Here is a 25,829-nt window from a genome sequence, read left to right on the forward strand (position 1 = left end):
CAGGGCCGGCGTATGCTTCCGCTCACGACAATGGGGGCTGTTGTCGGTCTCCTCCCCCGGAATGCGGACCGCTGCCTGGCGAGCCAACGGATTCCCGCATCAACACCTGGCAGGGCTCGAGCCGCGCCGTGGGTGGTCCCACATCACCCTCGACCCTGCGAAACAAAAGGTTCATCGCCTCGCTGGCGATCCGGTGCACCGGCTGCACCACGGCGGCGATCGCCGGCCATGTCACCTGCATCCATTCGGCATCGTCGAAGCCGACCAGCGAGATGTCGTTCGGGCAATGCCAGCCGCGCCGGCGGAATTCGGACAGCGCGACGAGCGTGCCCTTCAAAAGCAGCGAGTAAACGGCGGTCGGCCGCTCTCCCCTGGCGAAGTATTCGCGCAGCGAGGACCTCAGCGGCTCGACGCTGACCTCCGAGGTGATGACGTCGATGCGCACCGATGGGTTGAGCGCCAGCGCATGGCTGCGAAAACCTTCCAGGCGCGCCCGCACCGTCGCCGCCTGCTCCGCAAGGCCGATGACCAGGATATGGTTATGGCCCTTGCCGACCAGCATCCGCGCCACTTCGGCGCTGGCGGTGAAACTATCAGCCGATACCGTGTCGAAAGCGTCGTCGGACAAGACGCGGTCGATCAGCACGCCGGTCATGCCGTGGGCTTTCATGAAGGCGGCCGCCGGACCATGCTCGTTGCGCACAGGCGCCAGCACGACGCCGGCAACGCGCCAGTCATGCATGCGGGCAAGGATTTCCTTCTCGCGCGCCTCCGATTCACGGCTCGATGCGGCGACCAACGTGTAGCCGCGCTGCTCGGCAAGGCCTTCGAGCTCGGTCACCATCTGGCCGAAGAACTCGCTCTCGAACTCAGGCATGATGGCGCCGATGATACGGCGCTTGGCCCTGCGCATGTCAGAGGCTAAAGGATCGACGCGATAGCCCAGATGCTCGACGGCATCGAATACACGCTGCGCGTTTTCGGGCTTGACCGTGGTGACGCCGGCCAGCACCTTGGAGACGGTGGCCGCGGACACGCCGGCATGGCTTGCGACGTCGTGGATCGACGGACGCCGCTGCCGGGTTTGGTGTTGTGCCATTGACCTCCTCCCGAGGGGCAGGCAGCCGATTTTCTGCCTCGCTATTGTAATCGATAAATCGATTTTTCGTTCTTGTAAATCGTTTCATCGGGAGTAAGACTTGAATGCGTGATTGACGCGATCCAATCGCGCCCGGAGGAAAAACATGCCCGACAAAGCCTTGCCGCTGGTCATCAGCGCGCCCGAACCGCGCACATTGGAGCTCATCTTCACGCCGCCGCAGCTGGCGCGCCTGCGCAAACACTATCGCATTGTCGAGACCACCCCGGAAGGCGTTGCCGCCATGCCCGCCGAAACTCTGGCCGAGGCGCGTTTTATCATCGGCCAGCCGCCGATTTCAGCTGAGACGCTGGAGAAGCTGAAGGCGCTGCGCTGCATCTTCAATGTCGAGACCAACCTGCTCAACAACATGCCTTATGAGACGCTGTTTGCGCGCGGCATCCATGTCGTCACCACGGGCCTGGTCTTTGCTGAGCCGGTCGCGGAACTCGGCCTTGCAATGGCGCTGAACCTTGCGCGCGACATTGTCGACGCCGACCTCGCCTTCCGGCAGGGCAAGGAGCTCTGGGGCGGCGACGGCAACCAGACGGCGCGGCTTCTCTCCGGCGCCGATGTGGGCATCATCGGCTTCGGCGATCTCGGCCGGGCGCTCAACCGCCTGCTGACCGGTTTTCGCACCCGCACCAAGGTCTATGATCCGTGGCTGCCACCGTCGATCCTGATCGACAACGGCGTCGAGCCGGCCTCGCTGGACGAGGTGCTGTCGCAAAGCGATTTCGTCTTCGTCGTCGCCTCGGTGACCAGCGAGAATCAGGGTTTCCTGGGCGCCGACGCCTTTGCCAGGATGCGCAAGGGCGCAGCCTTCATCCTGCTCAGCCGCGCCGGCGTCGTCGATTTCCCGGCATTGATGCAAGCGGTGAAGAGCGGCCACATCGTCGCCGCGAGCGACGTCTTCCCGGAGGAGCCGCTGGCAAAGGACCATCCCGTCCGCACCCTGCCCGGCTTCCTGCGTTCGGCGCATCGCGCCGGCGCGCTCGACGTTGCCTTCAAGCGCATGGGCGACATGGTGCTGGAGGACATGGACCTTATCGACCGCGGCCTGCCGCCCCTGCGCTCCAAGCGCGCCGAGCGCGAGACGGTTTCGCGCATGCGCTCCAAGCCGGTCGACAGGAACTAGTGGCACTGCACAGGGGATTTTGACGGTTTCCGTCTGTCTTGGTGTGAGATTTTCCGTTCATGTCCGTGAAAGTCAGCGCAAACGCCGGAGATTGGTTGAAGCCGCGGCAACGTCGTCATTCTATGGCGGAGCAAGGAGCGAAGCGACGCGGCGCAGACCATAGAATCCATTCCGTGACTTGGAAGCGCCGCTACGGTGCAGAATTCTGCTCCGTTGCACGCCTTGGCGAAAGTAACGGAATGGATTCCAGGGTCTCCGCGACGGAGCTTCGCTCCTGCTCCGCCCTGGAATGACGATCGCGATGGGCGTTTCGGCCAATCTCCAACGCATGCCACCTGCAAACGCAAACAGAGGCCTAAGCGACGAGATCGCTCCTTGGCGTTTGCATGGCCGGCCCTCCGAAATTGGCCTCGAGCCAGGCAATTGCGCTCGCAACATCCTCGATGGCGAAGCGCGCGGTGGTCTCGCCCTGCGGCTTGACGCGGATCGAAATTCCCCCGGCGGCATTGACCGTTTCGAAGCCGTTCTCGTCGGACGTGTCGTCGCCAAGGAACACAGGACGCCTGCCGCTGAACGGACCAGTCTGCATGAAGCGCCGGATCGCGGCGCCCTTGGCTGCTTCGAGCGGCATCAACTCGACGCCGGCATTGCCGGCGATGACACGGTAACCTTTCGGCAGGCGCTCAAGCGCTGCCTCGACCAGTTCCGTCGCCCGTGTCAGAAGCTCGGGCGCTGCCCTCGTGTGGATGGCGAGCACAGGTCCCTTGCGCTCGACATAGACGGCCTTGCTTGCCAGCTCCAGCTCGATCTCGTCGGCGAGCGCCGCCATGTCCGCCGGCTCGTCGGCGGCCTCGATCCGGCCATCCGGCGCAAGCCTGTGCTCCAACCCATAGAGGCCGGCGATCCTGAGCTTCAAGGGATTGAACAGATGGTCCACGGCCGCGATCGAGCGGCCGGTGATGAAGGCGAGCGCCCCGTCCAGCCGCCGTTCGATCGTCTGCAGCAATTGCCGCAACTCGGCGCTGACCGACACGCTGTCGGGATGCGCCGCGTGCTCCAGCAAGGTGCCGTCGATGTCGAGGAAAAGCGCCCACCGGCCTTCGGGAAGCGGCGGGGTAAGGTCTGCCTGACTATTCATCGGAATCCGACTGCCTGTTTGCGTTCGAACATGGAAACGACGTTGTCGCCGGTGGGGCCCGAAGGCCGATCGTATAAAGCCGTGACCCGGTCGAGGTCGCCGCGCTTCCTGAGCCGCGCCGCGTCGAGCAGCATGCTGCCGGCCCAGCGATAGACATTGTTGTCGCGCACGATGTCGCGCATGCGCCGCATGCGCTCGTGCTGCTCGTCCGGCCCCATGGTCATCGCCTGCAGCATCGCCTCGCTCATCATCGCCGCATCGTACGGATTGACGATCAGCGCCTCCAACAATTCGCGCGAGGCGCCCGCGAAGGTGCTGAGCAGCAGCACGCCCCGCTCATCGTCGCGCGACGCCACGAACTCCTTGGCGACGAGATTCATGCCGTCATGCAGGCTGGTGACGAGGCAGATGTCGGCGGCGCGATAAAGCTCATAGACCGCGGCTTGCGAATGGTGCTCGGCCACCATGACGACCGGCTGATAGAATTTGCTGCCGTAGCGCTGGTTGAGCTCGTCGGCATAGCGCAGGCATTCTTCGTGAAGCTGCTTGTAGGCAGGCAGCGTGCCCCGGCTTGGTGCGGCGATCTGCAGGAATACGACGTTGCCGATCGTTTCTGGATGACGGATGAACAGTTCCTCAAGCGCATGGAAGCGATCGAGGATGCCTTTGGTGTAGTCGAGGCGTTCGACGCCGACGCAAAGCTTGGCGCCAGCTGGAATTCTGAACCGCTTGCGCACGCGCACTCGGCACTCCTCGACGCTCGGAAGCGTTTTCAGCAGCTCGACCGGCCACTCGATCGAGATCGGATAGGAATGCACCAGCGTCACCTGGCCGCCATAGGAAATGGCCGCGTCGGCTCGCTCGATCCGGCTTTCCATGAAACGGTCGACGCTTTCGGTGAAGTTGTTGGCGTGGAACTGGGTGTGGAAGCCCACGATCGAGCTGCCGAGCAGGCCGTCGAGGATGCGCTCGCGCCACGGGCAGATGCTGAACACTTCCGAGTTCGGCCACGGTATGTGCCAGAAGGTGATGACGATCGCCTCCGGCAGGCGCTCGCGGATCATGCGCGGCAGAAGCGCGAAGTGATAGTCCTGGACCAGCACGATCGGCCGCTCGTTTCGCGCTTCGGCAACCACCGTCTCGGCGAATTTGCGGTTGACGGCCTCATAGGCCTCCCAGTCGGATTCGCGGAAGATCGGGCGCGTGAACGCGATATGGCAGAGCGGCCACAGGCCCTCATTGGCAAAGCCAAGATAATAGCCCTGATATTCGTCGTCGCTCAGCCAGACGCGGCGCAGCGTGTAGGAAGGATTGCCGGGCGGCACTTGCACGCGGTCGTTCCTGTCGACCACCGTGCGATCGGCAGTGCCGCCGCCATAGGCGATCCAGGTGCCGGCGCAAGCGCGCGTGATCGGTTCCAGCGCCGAGACCAGCCCGCTCGCCGGCACGACAAGCTCGACGTTGCCGTCCCTGGTTTCGTTGTGGATATAAGGCTCGCGATTGGAGACAATGATGACCTGCGCATCCGGCAACTCGTCCGCGAGGATCTTGCGCAACGTCTCCGGCGACCATGTGACCAGGGCCGCGTCGACCGACTGCCCATTCTTTTCGAATTCGCGCAGCACCTTGCGCGCAGCCTCTGTGGCGAAGTCGTCGCCGGAGCCTGCCATAGCCGGTACCCTCGGGTGATTGCGACGGTACCGGGATATCGAAATGAAAATCGCGAATGCGGAAAGTCCAAGGCTTGCGAGAATAAGGACCAGTAACAGAACGCTATATTGTGTCATTGAAATGCCAGGCTGCCTCCGGCTGTCCGCTCATTGTTTTCGTTCTTGCCGGCTGCGGACGGCAGACCGGTCCACCTGTGCAACGCACAAGCCGGCCATGGGTTCCGACATTTTTCGATTGTTGAACGCGGGCTTGCGACGCCTTCTTCTAAGTCCGCACGATAAGCGGCACCTGGCCTTCATGACGATCGGAAAGGAAGGCGGCGACACGGTCGCCGACCCGCTGGAAGGTCACATCGACGACCTTGTCCCCGACACTCAGATGCCTGAGCATCAGGGTGTCGATACCGATCGGCAGCCTCGGGCGCGTGACATGCAGTTCGCCTTTCCAGCCATCGATTTCCAGGCCCAGACAGGCCTGCATCAGCATGAAGGTAGAGCCTGCCGACCAGGCCTGCGGCAGGCAGGCCACCGGATAGGCGATCGGCGCTTCGCCCGGCGCCCGGGCGAAACCGCAGAACAATTCAGGCAGCCGCATATTGAAATGAACGGCCGATTCGAAAGTGCCGCTCATCAGCCGCACAACGCTGTCGCGTTCGCCGTAGCGCGCGAGGCCCACGCCGCAAAGCGCAGTGTCGTGCGGCCAGATCGAGCCGTTGTGGTAGGACATCGGGTTGAAGAACACCGCATCGTCGGCGAGCGTCCGCAGTCCCCAGCCGGAGTGGAAGGCGGCCGACAGCAGCTGCTCGGCGACCAGCTTGGCGCGGTCGGGCTGCGGCAGCCCGACGAAGAGCAGGTGCCCGGCATTTGTCGTTCGAACCTTGCAGGGCTGGCCTTCGCCATCGATGGCCAAAGCATAGAAATTCAGGTCGTCCAGCCAGAAATCGCGCTCCACGGCGACCCGCATTTCCTCGGCGCGGTTTTCCCAGTGCTCGGCATCCGCGAATTCGCCGCGGCGGCGCGCGAGCGCCGCCAGGCCGCGGAAGGCGGCAAAGACATAGCCTTGCACCTCGACCAGCGCGATCGGCCCCTTTGGGATGCGGCCGTCGGCGTGGAAGACCGAATCGAAGCTGTCCTTCCATCCCTGGTTGGCGAGGCCGGATTCGGCGGCGCGCTGGTAGGTGACGAAGCCGGTGGCGCGGCTCGCCTCCTCCGTCCATTCGGCGGCGGCCTTCAGCGAGGGCCAAAGCTTGTCGATGAAGGCCATGTCGCCGGTGCGGTCGGCATAGGCGGACGCCAGATGGATATAGAGCGGCGTGGTGTCGACACCGCCATAATAGCGGCCGAAAGGAAGCTCGCGCAGCGCCGCCATCTCGCCCTTGCGCGTCTCATGCATAATCTTGCCGGGCTGCGAATCCGAAAAGGGCGACGTTTCGGTCGCCTGGTGCTCGGCCAGAAAGGCAAGCACCCCGCGCGCCAGTCCAGGATTGAGCCAAAGCATCTGCAGGCTCGAGATCACGCCGTCGCGGCCGAACGCGGTCGAAAACCACGGGATGCCGGCATACGGATAAGGTCCGGTCGAAAGTTCGGTGGTGAGCAGCGCCACGTCGGCGCGGGCGCGCTCGACCCAATCGTTGAACACGCGCCCCGAGCTGTGCACCGTGGCGCCGTGCCTGCGCTTGGCGCGCATGCCGAACCGCGCGCGCGCCGCCGCGGCGCGGAAGCGGTCGCGATCGGGCGGGTCGGCGATCGCGGGGCCGACCTCGACATAAAGCACCTTTCGACTGCGCTTGGTCACGGCGATGAGGAAATCGGCGCGATTGTCGCTCAACTGGTCTGGCGCCTGCGAAAAGGAGATTGCCGAAAGTCGCGGCAAGCCGTCCAGGCCGTCATAGCCGAGCAGGACCGTGGTCTTGTCGGTCTTGGCGATATGCGTGGTGCCCCGCTTCACCCGGGTCGAGCCGCGCACCTCGAACATGTCGCGAAAGTCGGCGGCGAAATGCAGCGACGCGGTTATGGTGGAATGCTCGCGGCTGTAGTTGGAAAGCGTGATGCGCTCGAACAGCCTGTCCTGCCAGATCAGCCTGACGCGCTCGATATGGATCGCGCCCTGCGGCATATCGCGGCCGGCAGCGCTTTGAATAGGCAGGTTGGTCAGGTTGGACGTGAACAGCACATTATCCTGGCTGAGTGATGCGCCGAGCAGCGACATCGGCCTGCCGCCGATGGTCAGCCGGAATTCGGACAGCACGCGCGTGTCGTCGCGGAAGAACCCGTCGCCCGAACCCCTGATGTCGCCATAGGCGTCGGCGACGGCGAAGCAATCGCCCTGTTTGAGGGCAAAAAGCCGGTGCGGTTCTCGCGGCGCCGTCTCGTCGAGCGAGGAAAGGGCCACGGCAGGATCGAGCTTGCGCTCGTCGAGCTCCGTCATTCGTCACCTCTTCGGTTGCCCCACCCTAGAGCATGATGCCGAAAAGTGTGAAGCGGTTTTCGGACGACATCATGCTCTATCTCTTTGATTTAGTGCCGGATTCAGATTTCAGATCGAACAGACCTCAAATCATCCGGCTCTAGGCAGTCAAGGTCAGGAGGCCCTGGCCTCCGGCATGCCGGTCAGACGCATATAGGCAGAAAGGTAGTCGCGCGCCATTCTTGTCGCCGAGAACCTTTTCTCGAAGACCGCCCTCACCTGCCGCCGGTCGAGTTTGAGAAGCGCGGGCATCGATGCGACCGCATCGTCGACATTGTCCACGACGAAGCCGGTGACGCCATTGTCGACGATCTCCGGCAGGGCGCCGTTGTTCCAGGCGATCACCGGTGTTCCGCAGGCCATGGCCTCGATCGCGACGAGGCCGAACGGTTCCGGCCAGTCGATCGGGAACAGCAGGCCTGCCGCGTTGCCAAGGAATTCGGCCTTCTCGTCCTCCGTGATCTCGCCGACATAGTCGATGCGGTCGCCATCTATGAACGCCTCGATGTTATCGCGGAAATAGGCGCGGTCGTCGTCGCCGATCTTGGCTGCCAGCTTCAGCTTCAACCCGGACCGGCGCGCGATCTCGATGGCCCGGTCCGGCCGCTTGTCGCGCGACAGGCGGCCGAGGAAGGCGAGATACGGCTCTTCCCCATGTGGTTCATAGGTCGGCCGGTAGGCATCGAGCGGCAGTCCGTGATGGATCGTGGCCAGCCAGTTCGCATCCGGCAAACCGCGCTTCTGGCTGTGCGAGATCGAGATCATCGGGAAACGCGGGAAGCGTCTGTAGGCCGGCGCCAGGTCGACATAGTCGAGCCGGCCATGCGGCGTCGTCACCGTGCGACCTGCGATCTGCTCGAAGAACGGAAAATGCAGGAAATGGCTGAGGTGGAAATGAATGACGTCGAATTCGCCGGCGCGTTCGCGCACATCGGCGAGCATCGCCAGATGCGCGGCGATTTCCGATTTCTTTGGCCGCGGGTCGAGGCGTATCGCCTGGTCGCGGCCTGGCACCAGTCGCGCCGATGTCTCGCTGTCACCGCTCGCGAACAGCGTGACGTCATGCCCGAGCTCGACGAGTGCTTGGGTGATGTAGAAGACGATCCTCTCCGTCCCGCCGTAAAGTTTCGGCGGCACGGATTCATAAAGCGGCGCGACATGGGCTATGCGCATCTGGTCCCTCAGCTGTTGACGCGAGGCAAAATGCGTCAGCCGCGAGATCGTTCCTGCCCAATTGGTCGCTGGCCCGGTCGATATCCGCTCGACTGGGCAAGACAGGCCCGCACGGCTTTCAACCTCGCCGCTCTCTCCGGGGTCGGCAAGTAACTAAATCAACTTGATTTTCTAAAGTGGCACTCTAGGGTTGCCGTGGCTGGTAACTATCTCATGATCCCCAAGAAAGCCATCTCCGGCACCAATCTCGAGCAGGCGAAATCGCACAACCGGCGTGTGGTGATCGAAGCGATCCGCATCAACGGCGCGCTGTCGCGGGCGGCGATCGCGAGGCTGACGGCGCTATCGTCGCAGACCATTTCCAACATCGTCGAGGAATTGGAAGCGGCCGGGCTGCTGCAACCTGAAGCAACGCTGAAGGGCGCGCGCGGCCAACCCGCCGTCCCCTACTCGATCAACCCCGATGGCGGTTATTCGATCGGCCTGCAGCTCGACCACCAGCTGGCCGTCGGCGTCGTGACCGATCTCTCCGGCACCGTGCGCGCGCGCATCGAGAGAAATGTCGACCGACCGACTCCCACGCAGGCCATGCCGCTGCTAGCCGCGATCTCGAGCGACCTGATCGCAACCAGCCGGCTGGACCGCACGAGACTGCTCGGCATAGGGATGGCGATGCCTGGGCCGTTCGGCGTCGAAGGCATGACCTCGGTCGGGCCGACGGCCCTTCCCGGCTGGCAGGACTTTCCGGTGGCCGAAGAACTGGAGCGCTTGACCGGCATCGCCGTGATCGTCGAGAACGACGCCACAGCAGCGGCAGTAGGCGAGCGGCTTTATGGCGTTGCCCGCAAGCTCGACAGCTTCGTCTATCTCTTCATCGGAACAGGCCTCGGCGCCGGCCTCTTCCTCGACGGCCATCTCTACAAGGGCAGCCGCCACAATGCCGGCGAGATCGGCCACATCATCGTGCGGCCGGGCGGCCTGCCCTGCGACTGCGGCAAGCGCGGCTGCCTGGAGCGCTACGTCTCGCTGCGCGCCGCCTATGACAGGCTCGACCTGCCGGATCCGGACCATGCCTCACCCGACCTGCTGGAAGAGCTTCTGGCAACCGGCGACAGCCGCTTCGAAGCATGGCTCGCAGAGGCGGTCGAGCCATTGCGGCAGGCGATCGACGTCCTTGAAATGGCGCTCGACCCCGAGACCGTCGTACTCGGCGGCTTCATGCCGCTGCCGGTGCTCGAGGCACTGGCCGGCCGGCTGGAACCGCTCCATCTCTCGGTGAGCTCGACCAGCGCCCGTACCACGCCGCGCGTCGTGGTCGGCGCCGCGGGAAAGGACACATCCGTCCTCGGCGCAGCGGCCCTGCCGATCTTCTCGGAAACCAACCCGCAATTCGACGTGCTGCAGAAGCCGGTCGGCTGATACGCTGGCGTTGAGCCAGGTTCCTACGAGGAACCGGGTGCCGCAGCGGTCACCCGCCACACCGTGTTGCCGACATCGTCGGCGATCAGCAGCGCGCCGGACTTATCGACGGCAACACCGACCGGACGGCCCCTCGCCTCGCCTTTGTCGTTGAGGAAACCGGTGACGACATCCTGCGCCATGCCGTTGGGATGCCCGCCGCTGAACGGCACGAAGATCACCTTGTAGCCGTTGAAGCGGGAGCGGTTCCAGCTGCCATGCTCGCCGACAAAGGCGCCGCCGCGATAGGATTGCGGCAGGTTGTTCGCGGTGTAGAAGGCAAGCCCAAGCGGCGCGACATGCGAGCTCAGCGCGTAGTCCGGCGGGATGGCCTTAGCCACCATGTCCGGGCGCTGCGGCATCACGCGCGGATCGACATGCTGGCCATAGTAGCTGTAGGGCCAGCCATAGAAGGCGCCGTCCTTCACCGAGGTCATGTAGTCCGGCACCAGGTTCGGCCCAAGCTCGTCGCGCTCGTTGACCACCGTCCAAAGCGCCTTGCTTTCAGGTTCGAACGTCAGGCCGTTGGGATTGCGCAGCCCGCTGGCGAAAACGCGCGAGCGGCCGGTGGCGCGGTCGACTTCCCAGATCGCGGCGCGGTCCTTCTCGGCCTGGATGCCGTTCTCGGTGATGTTGGAGTTTGAGCCGACGCCGACATAGAGCAGCGAACCGTCCGGGCTCGCCACCAGGCTCTTCGTCCAGTGGTGATCGATCGGCCCGCCCGGCAGTTCCGTCAGCACCTTGCCCGGCGCCGTGATCTTGGTGTCGCCCGGCTGATAGGGGTAGCGCATGATGGCATCGGTATTGGCGACATAGAAGTCGTTGCCGACCAGCGCCACGCCGAAGGGCGCGTTGAGATGGTCGAGGAACACGCCCTGGTAATCCGGCTTGCCGTCGCCATTGGTGTCGCGCAAGATCGTGATGCGGTTGCTCGGGCCGGTGTCGCCGCCGGAGGTGACCCAGCTTTCGACCAGACCCATGACGATGTCCTTCGGCCGCTTGACCGACGCTTCTTTCGGCGCCTTGGATTCCACCACCAGGATGTCGCCATTGGGCAGCATGTAAAGCGAACGCGGATGCTGAAGCCCCTTGGCCATCGCCTCGATCTGCAGGCCTTGCGCGACCGTCGGCTTTTCATCGTTTTTCCAGCCGACCACCGAGGCCAGATGCATCGGCGGGAAAAGGTACTGGTTTATCTCCGGCAGCTTCGGATTCGGGCCGATCTGCGCGTTCGGGTCGGTGTTGTCGTCGCTGCAGCCGGCAACGCCGAGCGCCATTGCGCAGCAAAGCGCCGCGGTCGTCCATTTGATTGCGCTGTCAAGTCGCCTCATCGGCCACTCCTACATGATGGCGATAGACCAGAGCCCAGCCGAGCCAGCCGGTGAAGATCAGGATGATCACCACCAGCGCCGACAAGATCAGCCCGGTCGGCACCACGGATGTCCAGGCGTCGCGCGTGTGGACGAGCATGTTGAAGAAGGACAGCACGAGCACGACGGCGTTACCCCCCATGTGCAGCCATGCAGTCGGCTGAGCGCGTATCCTGCGGTCCCCAAGAAAGTCGGTAAGCCCTGCAATGGCGGCCAAGATGGCGACAATGACACCCACGGTCAGGAGCCAGGCCGAGAAATTGGCCCAGGTCATTTCCGCTGTCCGCCAGTAGGCGATATCGGTGAGCAAGGTCCCGACGAAACAGGCGATCGGGATGGTGACAAGCATCGGATGTATGGGATGGCCGGCAATGCTTGCCGTGGATTGCGGATTTTCCATGCGGAAGCTCCTTTCCGCGCTGCAGCTTTGATGTAACAGCGCAAAAAGGCGAATGTTCCGCCGGAATTTCTCGCGCTCACCGGAAGGTGAACGTCCGTTTGTCAGCCCAGGCTACTGCCGGCCAGGCCCTCGCGGCCTCGTCAACTCCGCGGATGGACCTGCGGTATCGCCTCGTCGAGCGAGCGCTCGAATGCATCGACTATGGCGTCGACCTGCGCCTCGGTGATGATCAACGGCGGACAGAAGGCGATCGCGTCGCCCATATTGCGCGAGATAACGCCGTTCTGCTGTAAGAAGCCGTTGACCAGCGCGCCGAGCGCTGCCGGCTTGCCCCAGGGAGCCTTGGTTGCCTTGTCGGCGACGAGCTCGACGGCGGCGATGAGACCGACGCCGCGCACCTCGCCCACCAGCGGATGCGAGGCGAGCTTGTTGAGCCGCGCCTGCAGATGCGCGCCGACCTTGCGCGCATTGCCGACCAGGTCGCGCTCCTCGATCAGCTTGATGTTCTCCAGCGCCACGGCGGCTGCGACCGGATGACCGCCGCCGGTGAAGCCGTGGCCGAAGGTGCCGATGCGGTCGCTCTCGTCCGCGATCGGCTCGAACACACGATCGTTGATCAGCAGCGCCGAGATCGGCAGGTACGACGAGGAAATCTGCTTCGACAGCACCATGATGTCGGGCTTGATGCCGAAGGTGTGCGAACCGAACATCTCGCCAGTGCGGCCGAAGCCGCAGATAACCTCGTCGGCCACCAGCAGGATGTCGTGTTTCGACAGCACCGCCTGGATCTTTTCCCAATAGCCGGCGGGCGGAACGACGACGCCGCCGGCGCCCATGATCGGCTCGCCGATGAAGGCGGCGATCGTTTCGGGTCCCTCGGCAAGGATGAGCTTTTCAAGGTCGTCGGCGAGCCGTGCGGAGAACTGCTCCTCGCTCTCGCCGGGCTCGGCGTCGCGCCAGTGATGCGGCGTCGAGGTGTGCAGGATGTTGGCGATCGGCAGGTCGAACGAGAGATGGTTGTTGGGCAGGCCGGTCAGGCTCGCCGAAGCGATGGTGACGCCATGATAGCCGCGCTTGCGGCTGATGATCTTCTTGCGCGCCGGCTGTCCAAGCGCGTTCGAGCGATACCAGATCATCTTGATCGCGGTGTCGTTGGCCTCCGAGCCGGAATTGGTGAAATAGGCCTTGCTCATCGGCACCGGCGCCATCTGCACCAGCTTCTCCGCGAGATCGATCAGCGGCGAATGCGCCTTCGAGCCGAAGTCGTGGTAGAAGGGCAGCTTCGACATCTGTCTTGTCGCCGCTTCGACCAGCCGCTTTTCCGAAAAACCGACGGCGACGCTCCACAGGCCCGCCATCGCCTCGATGTAGCGGTTGCCGGCAATGTCCTCGACATAGATGCCGTCGCCCTTTTCGATGATCAGCGGACCGGTTTCCTGGTGCTTGCGGGCGTTGGTATAGCCATGCATGTGATAGCGGATGTCGCGGGCTTCAGGCGAATTCGGTGTTGCGTCCATCGTGGTGGCTCCTGTGCAGGCGTCAAAGCGGAAATAAGACCGCTCCTCTGATCGAGAAGTCCGAAGATTCCGCCTTGCATTGTGGCGGTTGATGCCTCATCGCGCTGGCTGATCGCAAGAGCCGCGACGTCGGGATCGATAGCGCCAACACGCCGCGGCCTGTCTCGGCAATGGGCGCAGGAGGGATCAGGACATGGAACAGGTCGATTGCATCATCGCGGGCGCCGGCGTGATCGGTCTGGCGATCGCGCGCAAATTGGCGGCGCTTGGTCTCGAAACCCTGATCGTCGAAGCGGCGGACGCCATTGGCACCGAAACGAGTTCGCGCAATTCCGAAGTCATCCACGCCGGCATCTATTACCCGCAGGGTTCGCTGAAAGCCCGGCTCTGCGTCGCGGGACGCGATATGCTCTATCGCTACTGCGCCGACCATTCGGTCCCTCATCGCCGCTGCGGCAAGCTGATTGTTGCGACCGACGAGACGCAGGATCCGGTGCTGGCCGCCATTCGCGCCAACGCCGACGCCTGCGGTGTTGATGACCTGCGCTTCCTGACCGCCGAGGAGGCGCAAGCGCTGGAGCCGGCGCTGCATTGCACCGCGGCGCTGCTGTCGCCCTCGACCGGCATTGTCGACAGCCACGGGCTGATGCTTGCCCTGCTCGGCGATGCCGAGGGGAGCGGCGCAATGCTGTCGCTCAACACCCACATCGTTTCCGGCCGCGTCGAGGCCGACCGCATCGTGCTGCGGACGATGGATTGCGCGAGCGGCGCAGAGTTCGAGATCGCCGCACCGCGTCTCATCAACGCGGCCGGTCTCGGCGCGGTCACGCTTGCCGGCTCGATCGAAGGCTTCGGCCGGCAATTCCTGCCGGCGCTTCGCTACGCCAAAGGCAATTATTTCTCGATTGCCGGGCGCGCGCCGTTCTCACATCTTGTCTATCCCGTGCCCGAGCCCGGCGGGCTCGGCGTCCATCTGACCCTCGACCTTGCCGGCATCGCCCGTTTCGGGCCTGATGTCGAGTGGACGGACACGATCGACTATCGCGTCGATCCGGCACGCGGCGAGCGCTTCTATGCCGAGATCCGCAAATACTGGCCCGATCTGGCCGACGACAGCCTGCAGGCAGCCTATAGCGGCATCCGGCCGAAACTGTCAGGGCCGGGCGACGCCAACGGCGACTTCGTGATCCAGGGTGCCGCGACGCATGGCATCGACGGCCTGGTCAACCTCTTCGGCATCGAAAGTCCCGGCCTGACTTCCAGCCTGGCGATCGCCGACCATGTGGCGCGCGTCGTCGCGTCGTAGATCACGTAAGCCGCGCTGCATGCCACTTCAGATGATCGTCCATGAAGGTCGCGATGAAGTTGTAGGAATGATCGTAGCCTTCCTGCATGCGCAGGGTGAGGTCGATCCCTGCCTTCTTGCAGGACTCTTCGAGCAGCCATGGGCGCAGCCCATCCTGCAGGAAGCCGTCAGCGGCGCCCTGGTCGACGAGGAATTCCGGATATCGGTTGCCGTCCTCGATCAGCAGTGTCGCATCATAGGCGCGCCATTTCCTTTCGTCCGATCCAAGATATTTTTCGAGGGCCGGCCGCGACCAGCCGGCCGTCCACGGCTGCACGATCGGTGCGAAGGCCGAGCAGCTCCGGTAACGCTCGGGATTTTTGAGCGCGATCGTCAGCGCGCCGTGTCCGCCCATCGAATGGCCGAAGATGGCCTGGCGTGACATGTCGACCGGAAAGTTGGCGGCAATCAGCGCCGGCAGTTCCTCGGTGATATAGGAGTACATCCGGTAGTTCTTCGCATAAGGCTCTTGCGTCGCGTCGAGATAGAAGCCGGCGCCGCAGCCGAACTGCCAATTGTCCTTTTCGTCCGGAACGTCGGGTCCGCGCGGGCTGGTGTCGGGGCACACGACGACCAGCCCGAGCTCGCACGCCATCCGCCGGTACTCGCCCTTGTCCATGACATTTGCGTGCGTGCAGGTAAGGCCGGACAGATACCACAGGACCGGGAGCCGCCCGTCCTTGGCCTGCGGCGGCACGAAGACCGCAAAGGTCATGTCGCAGGCACAGACTTCGGAAGCGTCCGAATAGACGCCCTGGATTCCGCCATGCGATTTGGAGATGGAAACGACCTTCATCGGTTCTGCCTTTCGTCAGCAAATCTCGATCTGGCATAACCGCCACCTGGGGGCTCGCGCAACCTTGCGCCTTGCATATCTGTTCCTCCGTTGCCGGAAACATCGGGGAAGACGCGCGTTGCACGTCCGATTATCTGAACGCCCTTTTGGCTTTCCTTGTTTGAGGTCGCCGGCCGCGGGAGTAATAGTCGCGGCGGAACCGTGAGGAGGAGACAATGACGCTGAACTTCGACCCAAGGGCGAAGGCCGCGACGCTCTACCATGGCGAATTCCGGCCGATGTTCATCGGCGGCAAGTGGGTCGCGGCGCAATCCGGCCAGCAGATGCAGGCTCTGAACCCGGCGACCGGCGAAGTGCTGGCGACGGTGCCGCGCGGCGGAGCAGCGGATATCGACGCTGCGGTGGCCGCGGCACGCGCGGCCTTCGAGGGCCCCTGGTCGAAATTCTCGCCTTACGAACGGCAATGCGTGCTTCTGCGGATCGCCGACCTGTTCGAGAAGCATTGGGAAGAGCTCAGCGTCTCCGACACGCTCGACATGGGGTTGCCGATCACCCGCACGCTGGCCAACCGGCGCCGGGTCATCGGCATGCTGCGCTTCTATGGCGGCATGGCGACCACGCTGCATGGCGAGACGATCGACAATTCCATCCCCGGCGAGATCGTCACCTTCACCCGGCGCGAGCCGGTCGGCGTCGTCGGCGCGATCATCCCGTGGAATGCGCCCACCGCCGCCTCGATCTGGAAGATCGCGCCGGCTCTGGCTACCGGCTGCACCATCGTGCTGAAGCCGTCGGAGGAGGCATCGCTGACGCCGCTCTTGATCGCGAAGCTGATGCAGGAGGCCGGCGTTCCAGACGGCGTCGTCAACATCGTCACCGGGACCGGCGCCGAGGCCGGCGCGCGGCTTGCCGAGCACCCGGACGTCAACAAGATCGTTTTCACCGGCTCGACGCTGGCCGGCCAGGCGATCGCCCGCGCCGGCGTCGCCAACCTCAAGCGCGTTTCGCTGGAGCTCGGCGGCAAGTCGCCGATCATCGTCTGCCGCGACGCCGACATCGACAAGGCCGTGCCGGTCGCGGCGATGGCGGTGTTCGTGCATTCCGGCCAGATCTGCATCGCCGGCTCGCGCCTGTTCGTGGCGCGCGAGATCCATGACGAGTTCGTGCGCCGTGTCGCCGAATTCGCCGGCAAGCTGCGCATCGGCCACGGCATCGAGGCGGAGACCGAAATCGGGCCGCTGATCAATGCCAGGCAAGCCGGCAAGGTGGAAAGCTACATCAAGGCGGGCAGCGACGAAGGTGCCCGGCTGGTCGCCGGCGGCTCGCGGCTGACGGGCGAGCTCTATGACGGCGGCAATTTTATCGCCCCGACCGTCTTCGGCGCGGTCTCTGACAAGATGACCATCGCGCGCGAAGAGATCTTCGGGCCGGTCATCTCGGCGATGCCGTTCGACACGCTGGACGAGGCCGTCGCGCGCGCCAATGCAACGCCTTACGGCCTGGCGGCAGGCATCTTCACCACCAATCTCGGCGCCGCGCACAAGCTCGCGCGTCGCATCAAGGCCGGCTCGGTCTGGGTCAACATGTATCACGCCATCGACCCGGCCGTGCCGTTCGGCGGCATGAAGATGTCCGGCTACGGCCGCGAAGGCGGCGTCGAGCACCTGCACGAATATCTGGAGACGAAGGCGATTTGGATCCAGACCGACTGATATTCAGGTGCGACCGGCCTGCGACGCTCGGTTTCTCAGGCCTGCGGCGGCTCGCCGGCATAGGCGCGCGCGATAAGAGCCCGGATCGGTTCCCGCTCCAGCGCCCGTGGATTCCAGTACGGATTGGCCAGCGCGCGGTCCGCCGCGATGTCGATCCCGTCGGGCGGCATGCCTATCTCGGACAGGGCGCGCCTGGCGCCGATCCGGCCGGCGAGATCGTAGAGAGCCATGGCAGGATCGTCCGCTTTCAGCACGGCCCGCAGGATCTCCATGACGGCCGGAATGGCGGGCGCGTTATAGGCCAGCGCATGCGGCAGGACGATCGTATGGGTCTCCGCATGCGGCAGGTCGAAACTGCCGCCGAGCGTGTGGCAGAGCTTGTGGTGCAGCGCCATGCCGACCGAGCCGAGGCAGATGCCGCAGAGCCAAGCGCCGTAAAGCGCCTCGGAGCGCGCATCGCGGTCATCCGGCTTCTCGGCGATGACCGGCAAGGCGCCTACCAATGCGCCGATGGCCTCAACGGCCATCAGGTTTATCACCGGGTTGCTTTCCCTGGCATAGAGTGCCTCGACCGCATGGGCGATGGCGTTCATGCCGCTCGTTCCCGACAACGCGGCAGGAAGCGTCATCGTCAGGTCGACATCGTAGATCACTACTTCCGGCAATAGCTTCGGACTCGACTGGGTGACCTTCACGCCGTCCTTCGTCTCGCCGAGGATCGGCGTCATTTCCGAGCCGGCATAGGTCGTCGGCATCACGATCTGCGGCAGGTCGGTGCGCAAGGCGATCGCCTTGGCGAGGCCCGTCGTGGAGCCGCCGCCGACCGCAACCAGCCCGTCGGCCTTGAGTTCCGTCACGACCCGCAGCGCGTCCTCGGTCACCGACACCGGCGTATGCATCGTCGCCTTGGCATAGACGCCGGCCGCGATGCCGCCCAGCGATCCGGCAAGACGCCGGACATCGGCCTCGCGCGGCGGCGTTGCCAGCACGAGCACGCGTTTCAGCCCGAGCCGGTCGATCTCTTCCGGCAATCTTGCGATGGTGCCAGATCCGAAGACGACGCGTGCCGGCTGGCCGTTATAGACGAAGCTTTTCAACGAGCCTCTCCTCCGTCAGCCGCGCTTGTCGACACGCAGCAGGAAGGGATTGATGCCGACGCTTTGCCAGACATTGGCGGCATTGAACGGATCGGTCAATTAGTGTCCAATATGGACAGACACTAGCCGGATGCCGTCGTGACGACGAAGAGGCGCGCAAATGCGCTGACCGACAGCGTGCGCGGTCCGGGATTGTTCGCGGCCGGAAGCGGATATCGACCGATTGCGTCGTGCCCTCGGGAACAAGCGCAGCCGCGAGATCGCCGTGGTCTCAGGCGATCCGCTGCTCGAACTGTGCGACGTCCGCGCTCTTGCGCAGACCGGTCGCGACGACGGACACGCGGAACTTTCCCGCCAGTGCGTGGTCGAAGATGGCGCCGACGATGATGTCGGCATCGGCGTCTACTTCTTCCCTTATCCGTGTCGCGGCTTCGTCGACCTCGAACAGCGTCATGTCCATGCCGCCGCAGATTGATACCAGCAGCCCCCTGGCGCCGGACATGGAGGCTTCATCGAGCAGCGGATTGGCGATCGCCGCCTCGGCCGCGATCTTGGCGCGCCCCTCCCCGGAGGCCTCGCCGGTTCCCATCATCGCCCTGCCCATGTCGCGCATCACCGACTTCACGTCGGCGAAATCGAGATTGATCAGGCCTTCCTTGACGATCAGGTCCGTGATGCAGCCGACACCCGCATAGAGAACGCGGTCCGCCATGGCGAAGGCGTCGGCGAATGTTGTCCTGGCGTCGGCAACCCTGAAGAGGTTCTGGTTCGGGATGACGATCACCGTGTCGGCGCTCTCGCGCAGCCGTTCTATGCCTTCCTCGGCCGCCTGGGTCCTGCGCTTGCCCTCGAACACGAAAGGCTTGGTGACCACGGCCACCGTCAAGATGCCGGCATCGCGCGCGGCACGCGCAATCACGGGCGCAGCACCGGTCCCCGTGCCGCCGCCCATGCCGGCGGTGATGAAGCACATATGCGTTCCCGCCAGGTGATCCATGATCTCGTCGATGGATTCCTCCGCGGCGGCACTGCCGACCTGGGGCAGCGATCCTGCGCCGAGGCCCTCGGTCACGTGCGCGCCCAGCTGGATCAGCCGCGACGACTTCGACATGGTGAGCGCCTGCGCGTCGGTGTTGGCGACGACGAACTCGACGCCCTGCAGCCCTTCGGCGATCATGTTGTTGACGGCGTTTCCGCCGGCGCCGCCGACCCCGACAACGGTGATCTTGGGCCTCATCTCCAGGATTTCCGGCTTGGCGGTCATTTTCTCATCTTTCTACCGAGGTACCCGCTGCTCCGCCGCACGATCATGCGGAAACGGAACAACGAGCACACGAATCAGGCGATCCCCACCAACCGCAGGGAATCAGAGCAGGCGCCTCCCTGCAAGGTCCGCTGACATTCTGCAAGCGCAAACGCCCCGGCCAGGAGCCGGAAAAGCGTCTGGACGCTCGGATGATCCGAGCCGGCGTCGCTGCAGAAAATTCTATTGCGTCACCGAAGTGGAGGTGCCCCAGGTGTCCGACAGCACGTAGCCTTGCGGGTACGGATCCGTCGGATCGAGGTAATAATTGTGCTCTCCCGTGATCCAGGCCCTGCCCGTTATCTGCGGCACGATCGCTTTGCGCCCCGCGACTTCGGTGAGTTCGAGGATCTTGCCGGTGAAACGCGAGCCGATGATCGATTCATGGATCAGCACCTCGCCTTCCTTCATCTGGCCCCGCGCCTGCAGCACGGCCATGCGCGCCGAGGTGCCGGTTCCCGTCGGACTGCGGTCCGAGCGACCTGGCGAGACGATGCAGGTGTTGCGCGTGACGTTGCCCGGCCCTTGGAACGGCATGGCGAACTGCACGATGGACACGCCGCGCACATTGTCGAACTGCGGATGCACGACATCGAGCTGCTCGCGCGCCGCGCGGCGGACTTTCTCGCCGACCACGGCCAAGTCGCGGGCCTCGTCGGGCGTGACCGAGAAGCCTAGCGCGGGCGCATCGACAATCGCGTAGAACATGCCGCCATAGGCGATATCGGCCTTGATCGTGCCGAGCCCTTCCACCTCGATGTCGGCATCGAGGCGCTCGGCGAAGGCGGGAGCATTGCGCAGCGTGATCGACAGGCATTTGCCGTCGCTGCATTCGGCGCGCACCTCGATGACGCCTCCGGGCATATCGAGCTTGAAGCGCGTCACGGGTTCCTGCATCGGCACCATGCCGGTCTCGAGCAGCACCGTGGCCACGCAGATCGTGTTGGAGCCGGACATCGGCGGATATTCCGTCGGTTCCATGATAATGGCGCCTGCGGCGCAATCCTCGCGCGTCGATGGCAACAGCAGATTGACATGACGGGCAACGCTGCCGCGCGGCTCACAGATCAGCATGCGCCTTATATGGTCGTGATCGCGTTCCATCGTGATCATCTTTTCCATCATCGTGCGGCCTGCGGGCGGCAGCACGCCGCCCACGATAACGTCGCCGATCTCGCCCTCGGCGTGGCAGCCGACGACGCGGATGCTGGTTCTGGTGCGCATTGCTTTCTCCCCGTCCGCCGCGAACTATCGGCCTGTTTCATGTTCCGGCGGATCGATGCCGCAACCCCGACCTGACACGCGCGCTTGAGCCTGCTTGCCAATGGCGGCCCGAAGGGTACCCAACGCCCCTTGGCGGCGCCATTATGTCCTTACAGGTTCAAGGGCCGGGAGCGAAGGCCAGCCCGTCTGGAAGTCAAGCCAGTCCGAACCGCTCGACGGCGCGCATGATGCCGCGCAGCTCGGCAAGGCCCTTGAGCCGGCCGATCAGCGAGTAGCCGGGATTGATCCTGGTCTTGCCGATGTCGTCGGCGAGCAGATGCCCATGGTCAGGCCGCATTGGAATACGCCAATCGGCGCGGCCTTCCTTGCGACGGCGCGCCTCCTCCTGCATCAGCGCGAGGATGACATGCGCCATGTCGGTGCCGCCCTCGAGGTGCTCGGCCTCGTGGAACGAGCCGTCATCCTCGATGGTGGCGTTGCGCAAATGGACGAAATGGATGCGCTGCGCGAACTCCTTGACCATGGCGACGATGTCGTTGTCGGCGCGCGTGCCGTAGGAGCCGGCGCAGAAGGTCAGGCCATTGGCCGGGCTGTCGACGGCATCGAGGATGAAGCGCGCATCCTCGGCGGTCGAGACGATGCGCGGCAGGCCGTAGAGCGAGAATGGCGGATCGTCGGGGTGGATGCACATGCGCACCCCCTCCTCCTCGGCCATCGGAATGATCTCGCGCAGGAACCAGGCCAGGTTGTCGCGCAACTCCTTCGGCCCGATCGTATCGTATTCGGCCAAGGCCTCGCGAAAGCTGTCGCGGTTGTAGGCGCGCTCGGTGGCGGGCAGGCCGGCGATGAGATTGCGCTCGATCCTGTCGATCTTCTCGTCGCCGAGCTCCTTCAGCCGCGCTTCCGCCTCGGCGATGCGCGCAGGCGTGTAGCCGGCTTCGGCATTCCGGCGCTTCAGCACGAACAGATCGTAAGCCGCGAAATCGATCGCATCGAAGCGCAGCGCGTAACCCGTCGTCGGCAAGCGGTAGGCCAGATCCGTCCGCGTCCAGTCGACCACCGGCATGAAATTGTAGCAGATCGTCGCGATACCGGCCTTCGCTAGGGCGCGGATCGTGTCCTTGTAGAAACCGACATAGCGGAGCCGCTCCGGCGAACCGATCTTGATCGAGTTGTGGACCGGAATGCTCTCGACCACAGACCAGGTCAGCCCCGCCGCCTCGATGATGCGCTTGCGCTCTAGGATGTTTTCCAGCGGCCAGACACGCCCGTCATAGATGTCGTGCAGGGCCGAGACCACGCCTGTCGCACCCGCCTGCTTGACATGATCGAGTGTTACCGGATCGTCCGGGCCATACCAGCGCCAGCACTGTTCCATTGCCGCTTTCCTCTGTGAGGTGCGCAACTTATTGTTGGACCACAACGAGAGTCAAATACGCGCGCGACAGGCTGGCCCGCGCCTATCCGATGAGCCGCCATCTCGATTTCGCCCTGCGCCTCCTGCCGGAAAAGCCGGCTTCCGAGACGTGACCAAAGGAGTTCATCAATGAAAGATTTTGACGGCAAGGTCGCGCTGGTGACCGGAACGACCGGGATCGGTCTCGCAACCGCCAGGCGCCTGGCCGCCGGGGGCGCTGCGATCGTCGCCTGCGGCATCGACCGTTCGGCCAATGCCGCGATGCGAGCGCAGTTGGAAAGCTCCGGGGCCGGCGCGCTGGTCGTGGACACCGACGTCTCCGTGCTGGACCAGGTCCGAGACGCCGTCACGGCCGGCGTCGAGCGTTTCGGCGGCCTCGACGTGATCGTCAATTCGGCGGCGGTCCATCCCTATGGAACCGCGACGACAACCGACTGGGAGACCTGGAACAAGGCGATGACGGTCAATGTCGGCTCGATCTATCTGACCGCCCATTTCGGCATTCCGGAAATGATCAAGCGCGGCGGCGGCGCCATCGTCAACGTCGCCTCGGTGCAGGGTTTCGCCTGCCAGCAGAACGTCGCCGCCTATGCCACGACCAAGGGCGCCATCCATACGCTGACGCGTTCGCTGGCGCTCGACTATGCGGCCGCAGGCATCCGGGTCAATTCGGTCAGCCCCGGCTCGATCCGCACGCCGATCCTCGAGAAGGCCGCGCGCGGCGATAACGGCAGCGATGCCGATGTCGAGGAAGCCTACAGGCGCTTCGGCGCGGCCCATCCCCTCGGCCGCATCGGCGAGCCCGAGGAAGTGGCGGAGCTGATCGCCTTTCTGTGCTCTTCCAAGGCCGGCTTCTGCACCGGCGCGGACTACAAGATAGACGGCGGCTTGACCGCCGGCATCGGTGTGAAATGACCATGAAGATCGGGCTTGGCTTTACCGGGAGTCGCTGACTCAAGACAATTTCCGATTTGCCCCGCGAGGGAATGAGCACAGCGGATGCCTACAAGACCTTCGGCATCATGTGACGGGCTGCGGCCGACCTGCCTAGGTCCGCGGCCCGGCCCTCCTGTTCAGGATTTGTCGCTTGGAATCGAGAACGGCAAAACCGCAACAGTGGGTTTGTCTGGGGTCAGCGTTGCTGTTGCTGCACCCCGACTGTCGGATCGGGCCACGAGTCGGCGCCGTCGGGCGACGCCAACCGCCTTCACCCGCTGGCTCCGGCCGGTGGTCCGTCCGTTAGATGCCTGTGAGTCTCGAAAATGCGTAACTTTTCAGGATATCCCAGCCGCAGCGTCGTGTTGCATTGGGGGCATCTGAAAGTGGCAATGACCTTGAACCATGAACCCTTCCGGATGATTGGATGCTGGCATCTTGGACAATCAAATCTGAGATATTCGTGATTTAGGCTCTCTGGGATCGGCAATCAAAACACCCCCGGATTGATGCAGATGCCCCATCTCAGGCGATGGTGGGCATCCACGAACTGGCAATGAAGAGACTATGCTCGCCAGCACCCACCAATGGACTTCTCTGGAAGATGTTTCGTGGCCGGGACCTATGAGTTGCCGGGTAAGACGTTGGTCTCACGCACGGTCCGACTGACGGACAAGGCACAGCTGTTCGCGCAACAGCGCAGGCTCTCCCTCATTGCCAAATCGCCTGCCGCACACGTTGCCAGTTTGCGCATTCCTGGGCACCCCAGTAGCTGCCCGTCGGCTTTGGTCACGGGCTCTTTGTTACGCCGAATTTTAATCACGGGAAGCATTGCCTCTCCTGATGGTGCAGCACTCCCAGCAGTAGAGGAGCTGCCCGACGTCCTTCGTTCAAAGGGCGTAACCATTAGCCAGAGTTGATATAGAGGCCGCCAGCCGACTTTTTTAAAGTCGGTTAGGCCCGGCGGTTCATTCCGATCCACCCCAAAACGGCGGACTGTCGGGCCGCTCTGGTCGGCAGCGTCTTAAGAGCGGATATGACGCGGAGTGTTGTCGAACAGCCCACCTTTTCGGCATATCCAGCTTACCGGACCGCGGCCCGGCCTTTGACAGGAATAGAACCAAATGAATTTGACGGTGTTTGGGATTGGCTATGTCGGTCTCGTCCAGGCCGCTGTGCTGGCCGAGGTCGGCCATGAGGTGGTGTGCGTCGATATCGACGAGAAGAAGGTGGAGCGGCTCAACCAGGGCTTGGTCCCGATTTTCGAACCGGGCCTGGAGGCCCTCGTCAGGGAAAACCACGCGGCCGGCCGCATCCGCTTCACCACCGACGCGGCAGCGGCGGTCAGGCATGGCCAGATCCAGATGATCGCGGTCGGCACGCCGCCCGGCGAGGATGGCTCGGCCGACCTGAAATATGTGCTGGCCGTCGCCGAGACCATCGGCCGTGAGATGGACAGCGCCAAGATCGTCGTCGGCAAGTCGACCGTGCCGGTTGGCACTTGCGAGAAGGTGAAGGCCAGGATCGCCGAAACGCTGAAGAAGCGCGGCCGCGAGGATCTCGCCTTCGACGTCGCCTCGAACCCCGAATTCCTCAAGGAAGGCTCGGCGGTCGCCGATTGCATGAAGCCGGACCGCATCATCGTCGGCACCTCCAGCGAGGACACCGAGATGGTGATGCGCGAGCTCTACGCGCCGTTCAACCGCAACCACGAGAAGATGATCGTGATGGACGTGCGCAGCGCCGAATTCACCAAATACGCCGCCAACTGCATGCTGGCGACCAAGATCAGCTTCATGAACGAGATGGCCAATCTGGCCGAGCAGCTGGGCGCCGACATCGAGGAGGTGCGCAAGGGCATCGGCTCGGATCCGCGCATCGGCTACCACTTCATCTATCCCGGCCTCGGCTATGGCGGCTCGTGCTTCCCGAAGGATGTGCGCGCGCTGATCAAGACCGCCGAGGGCGTCAAGTTCGACGCCAAATTGCTGCGCGCCGTCGAGGAGCGCAACAATGCGCAGAAGTCGGTCCTGTTCGACAAGGTCAACCACTATTTCAAGGGCGCGCTCAGGGACAAGACCTTCGCCGTCTGGGGGCTGGCCTTCAAGCCCAACACCGACGACATGCGCGAGGCGCCGGCGCGCACGCTGATGGAAGCGTTGTGGGCGGCCGGCGCCAAGGTGCAGGCCTACGATCCCGAGGCGATGCAGGAGTGCCAGGCGATCTACGGCCTGCGCGAGGATCTGCTTTTGTGCGGCACCAAGGAGGCGGCACTGCGCGGCGCCGACGCGCTTTTGATCTGCACCGAATGGAAGAGCTTCCGCGCGCCGTCCTTCGATGCGCTCAAGGATGCGCTGACCACGCCGGTCATCTTCGACGGCCGCAATCTCTACGATCCCAAGGTGATCGCGCGCTACGGCATCGAATACTTCTCGATCGGCAGGATGGCGGCATGAGGGCGCCAAATCAACATGTCCGGCAGGGCAGCTGTAGTTCCTATCGTTGTGGGCCGGAGCGCTTCTTCGGTTGC

19 protein-coding genes are annotated in these 25,829 nt (G+C 64.0%); 6 read left to right on the plus strand and 13 right to left on the minus strand.

All coding sequences use genetic code 11. From position 1 onward, the window contains the following. Positions 1-22: 22 nt before the first annotated feature. Positions 23-1,099: a LacI family DNA-binding transcriptional regulator gene (locus tag FJ419_RS10645; RefSeq protein ID WP_140691153.1), complete on the minus strand. Its 1,077-nt coding sequence runs from the start codon at positions 1,097-1,099 to the stop codon at positions 23-25. A 145-nt stretch (positions 1,100-1,244) separates the two neighbouring features. Here FJ419_RS10645 and FJ419_RS10650 point away from each other — a divergent pair, with 145 nt between their 5' ends. Beyond that, on the plus strand, positions 1,245-2,276 hold the full coding sequence (locus FJ419_RS10650; protein ID WP_140546494.1) for a hydroxyacid dehydrogenase: 1,032 nt from the start codon (positions 1,245-1,247) through the stop codon (positions 2,274-2,276). 355 nt (positions 2,277-2,631) lie between these two features. Here FJ419_RS10650 and otsB read toward each other — a convergent pair whose 3' ends face one another. From otsB to FJ419_RS10670, 4 genes are all read right to left on the minus strand, one after another. Continuing rightward, positions 2,632-3,414, minus strand: coding sequence for a trehalose-phosphatase (gene otsB / locus FJ419_RS10655; RefSeq protein ID WP_140691156.1), 783 nt, complete (start codon positions 3,412-3,414; stop codon positions 2,632-2,634). Beyond that, positions 3,411-5,201 carry a trehalose-6-phosphate synthase gene (locus tag FJ419_RS10660; protein ID WP_140691159.1) on the minus strand — a complete coding sequence of 597 codons (1,791 nt, stop codon included), beginning with the start codon at positions 5,199-5,201 and terminating at the stop codon, positions 3,411-3,413. The genes otsB and FJ419_RS10660 overlap by 4 nt, the downstream gene beginning before the upstream one ends. A 148-nt stretch (positions 5,202-5,349) precedes the next feature. Next, the gene (locus FJ419_RS10665) at positions 5,350-7,512 is read right to left on the minus strand and encodes an amylo-alpha-1,6-glucosidase (protein WP_140546085.1); all 2,163 of its coding nucleotides are present in this window, start codon (positions 7,510-7,512) and stop codon (positions 5,350-5,352) included. Between the two features lie 153 nt (positions 7,513-7,665). Next, complete coding sequence (locus FJ419_RS10670; protein WP_140691162.1) at positions 7,666-8,724, minus strand: glycosyltransferase family 4 protein; 1,059 nt, start codon at positions 8,722-8,724, stop codon at positions 7,666-7,668. Between the two features lie 213 nt (positions 8,725-8,937). On the opposite strand from FJ419_RS10670, the gene FJ419_RS10675 reads away from it, so the two are divergent. Then, positions 8,938-10,143 carry an ROK family transcriptional regulator gene (locus FJ419_RS10675; RefSeq protein WP_140691165.1) on the plus strand — a complete coding sequence of 402 codons (1,206 nt, stop codon included), beginning with the start codon at positions 8,938-8,940 and terminating at the stop codon, positions 10,141-10,143. A 23-nt stretch (positions 10,144-10,166) separates the two neighbouring features. On the opposite strand, the gene FJ419_RS10680 is transcribed toward FJ419_RS10675, so the two are convergent. From FJ419_RS10680 to FJ419_RS10690, 3 genes are all read right to left on the minus strand, one after another. Beyond that, positions 10,167-11,459 (minus strand): sorbosone dehydrogenase family protein, encoded by a 1,293-nt coding sequence (locus tag FJ419_RS10680; protein ID WP_246679190.1) that lies wholly within the window; start codon positions 11,457-11,459, stop codon positions 10,167-10,169. A gap of 40 nt (positions 11,460-11,499) precedes the next feature. Further along, positions 11,500-11,952: a DUF2231 domain-containing protein gene (locus FJ419_RS10685; protein ID WP_140546089.1), complete on the minus strand. Its 453-nt coding sequence runs from the start codon at positions 11,950-11,952 to the stop codon at positions 11,500-11,502. 140 nt (positions 11,953-12,092) lie between these two features. Next, positions 12,093-13,469, minus strand: coding sequence for an aspartate aminotransferase family protein (locus FJ419_RS10690; protein ID WP_140691170.1), 1,377 nt, complete (start codon positions 13,467-13,469; stop codon positions 12,093-12,095). A gap of 193 nt (positions 13,470-13,662) precedes the next feature. Here FJ419_RS10690 and FJ419_RS10695 point away from each other — a divergent pair, with 193 nt between their 5' ends. Beyond that, entirely contained in the window at positions 13,663-14,775 is a 1,113-nt protein-coding gene (locus FJ419_RS10695; protein WP_140691173.1) for an NAD(P)/FAD-dependent oxidoreductase, read from the plus strand. A 1-nt stretch (position 14,776) separates the two neighbouring features. Here the strand turns inward: FJ419_RS10695 and fghA are convergent, their stop codons facing one another. After that, complete coding sequence (gene fghA / locus FJ419_RS10700; protein ID WP_140691175.1) at positions 14,777-15,610, minus strand: S-formylglutathione hydrolase; 834 nt, start codon at positions 15,608-15,610, stop codon at positions 14,777-14,779. 215 nt (positions 15,611-15,825) lie between these two features. On the opposite strand from fghA, the gene FJ419_RS10705 reads away from it, so the two are divergent. After that, positions 15,826-17,322, plus strand: a complete 1,497-nt coding sequence (locus FJ419_RS10705) for an aldehyde dehydrogenase family protein (RefSeq protein WP_140691178.1) — start codon at positions 15,826-15,828, stop codon at positions 17,320-17,322. Between the two features lie 35 nt (positions 17,323-17,357). Here the strand turns inward: FJ419_RS10705 and FJ419_RS10710 are convergent, their stop codons facing one another. The 4 genes from FJ419_RS10710 to uxuA form a co-directional block, all read right to left on the minus strand. Continuing rightward, complete coding sequence (locus FJ419_RS10710) at positions 17,358-18,419, minus strand: maleylacetate reductase (RefSeq protein ID WP_140691182.1); 1,062 nt, start codon at positions 18,417-18,419, stop codon at positions 17,358-17,360. A 271-nt stretch (positions 18,420-18,690) separates the two neighbouring features. Then, positions 18,691-19,683, minus strand: a complete 993-nt coding sequence (ftsZ, locus tag FJ419_RS10715; protein WP_140691185.1) for a cell division protein FtsZ — start codon at positions 19,681-19,683, stop codon at positions 18,691-18,693. Between the two features lie 222 nt (positions 19,684-19,905). Beyond that, entirely contained in the window at positions 19,906-20,946 is a 1,041-nt protein-coding gene (locus FJ419_RS10720) for a proline racemase family protein (protein WP_140691193.1), read from the minus strand. A gap of 193 nt (positions 20,947-21,139) precedes the next feature. Then, positions 21,140-22,324: a mannonate dehydratase gene (uxuA, locus tag FJ419_RS10725; RefSeq protein ID WP_140691196.1), complete on the minus strand. Its 1,185-nt coding sequence runs from the start codon at positions 22,322-22,324 to the stop codon at positions 21,140-21,142. 168 nt (positions 22,325-22,492) lie between these two features. Between uxuA and FJ419_RS10735 the strand changes: the two genes are divergently transcribed. Beyond that, positions 22,493-23,278 carry an SDR family oxidoreductase gene (locus FJ419_RS10735; RefSeq protein WP_140691199.1) on the plus strand — a complete coding sequence of 262 codons (786 nt, stop codon included), beginning with the start codon at positions 22,493-22,495 and terminating at the stop codon, positions 23,276-23,278. Between the two features lie 1,145 nt (positions 23,279-24,423). Then, positions 24,424-25,755: a UDP-glucose/GDP-mannose dehydrogenase family protein gene (locus tag FJ419_RS10740; protein WP_140628899.1), complete on the plus strand. Its 1,332-nt coding sequence runs from the start codon at positions 24,424-24,426 to the stop codon at positions 25,753-25,755. Positions 25,756-25,829: the final 74 nt, after the last annotated feature.

The organism is Mesorhizobium sp. B2-6-2 (assembly GCF_006440615.1).
Taxonomy (GTDB): Bacteria; Pseudomonadota; Alphaproteobacteria; order Rhizobiales; family Rhizobiaceae; genus Mesorhizobium.

Coding starts and splice junctions, on each gene's coding strand:
- FJ419_RS10645 (WP_140691153.1), bottom strand. CDS start 1,099: ATGGCACAACACCAAACCCGGCAGCGGCGTCCGTCGATCCACGACGTC.
- FJ419_RS10650 (WP_140546494.1), top strand. CDS start 1,245: ATGCCCGACAAAGCCTTGCCGCTGGTCATCAGCGCGCCCGAACCGCGC.
- otsB (WP_140691156.1), bottom strand. CDS start 3,414: ATGAATAGTCAGGCAGACCTTACCCCGCCGCTTCCCGAAGGCCGGTGG.
- FJ419_RS10660 (WP_140691159.1), bottom strand. CDS start 5,201: ATGACACAATATAGCGTTCTGTTACTGGTCCTTATTCTCGCAAGCCTT.
- FJ419_RS10665 (WP_140546085.1), bottom strand. CDS start 7,512: ATGACGGAGCTCGACGAGCGCAAGCTCGATCCTGCCGTGGCCCTTTCC.
- FJ419_RS10670 (WP_140691162.1), bottom strand. CDS start 8,724: ATGCGCATAGCCCATGTCGCGCCGCTTTATGAATCCGTGCCGCCGAAA.
- FJ419_RS10675 (WP_140691165.1), top strand. CDS start 8,938: ATGATCCCCAAGAAAGCCATCTCCGGCACCAATCTCGAGCAGGCGAAA.
- FJ419_RS10680 (WP_246679190.1), bottom strand. CDS start 11,459: ATGGCGCTCGGCGTTGCCGGCTGCAGCGACGACAACACCGACCCGAAC.
- FJ419_RS10685 (WP_140546089.1), bottom strand. CDS start 11,952: ATGGAAAATCCGCAATCCACGGCAAGCATTGCCGGCCATCCCATACAT.
- FJ419_RS10690 (WP_140691170.1), bottom strand. CDS start 13,469: ATGGACGCAACACCGAATTCGCCTGAAGCCCGCGACATCCGCTATCAC.
- FJ419_RS10695 (WP_140691173.1), top strand. CDS start 13,663: ATGGAACAGGTCGATTGCATCATCGCGGGCGCCGGCGTGATCGGTCTG.
- fghA (WP_140691175.1), bottom strand. CDS start 15,610: ATGAAGGTCGTTTCCATCTCCAAATCGCATGGCGGAATCCAGGGCGTC.
- FJ419_RS10705 (WP_140691178.1), top strand. CDS start 15,826: ATGACGCTGAACTTCGACCCAAGGGCGAAGGCCGCGACGCTCTACCAT.
- ftsZ (WP_140691185.1), bottom strand. CDS start 19,683: ATGACCGCCAAGCCGGAAATCCTGGAGATGAGGCCCAAGATCACCGTT.
- FJ419_RS10720 (WP_140691193.1), bottom strand. CDS start 20,946: ATGCGCACCAGAACCAGCATCCGCGTCGTCGGCTGCCACGCCGAGGGC.
- uxuA (WP_140691196.1), bottom strand. CDS start 22,324: ATGGAACAGTGCTGGCGCTGGTATGGCCCGGACGATCCGGTAACACTC.
- FJ419_RS10735 (WP_140691199.1), top strand. CDS start 22,493: ATGAAAGATTTTGACGGCAAGGTCGCGCTGGTGACCGGAACGACCGGG.
- FJ419_RS10740 (WP_140628899.1), top strand. CDS start 24,424: ATGAATTTGACGGTGTTTGGGATTGGCTATGTCGGTCTCGTCCAGGCC.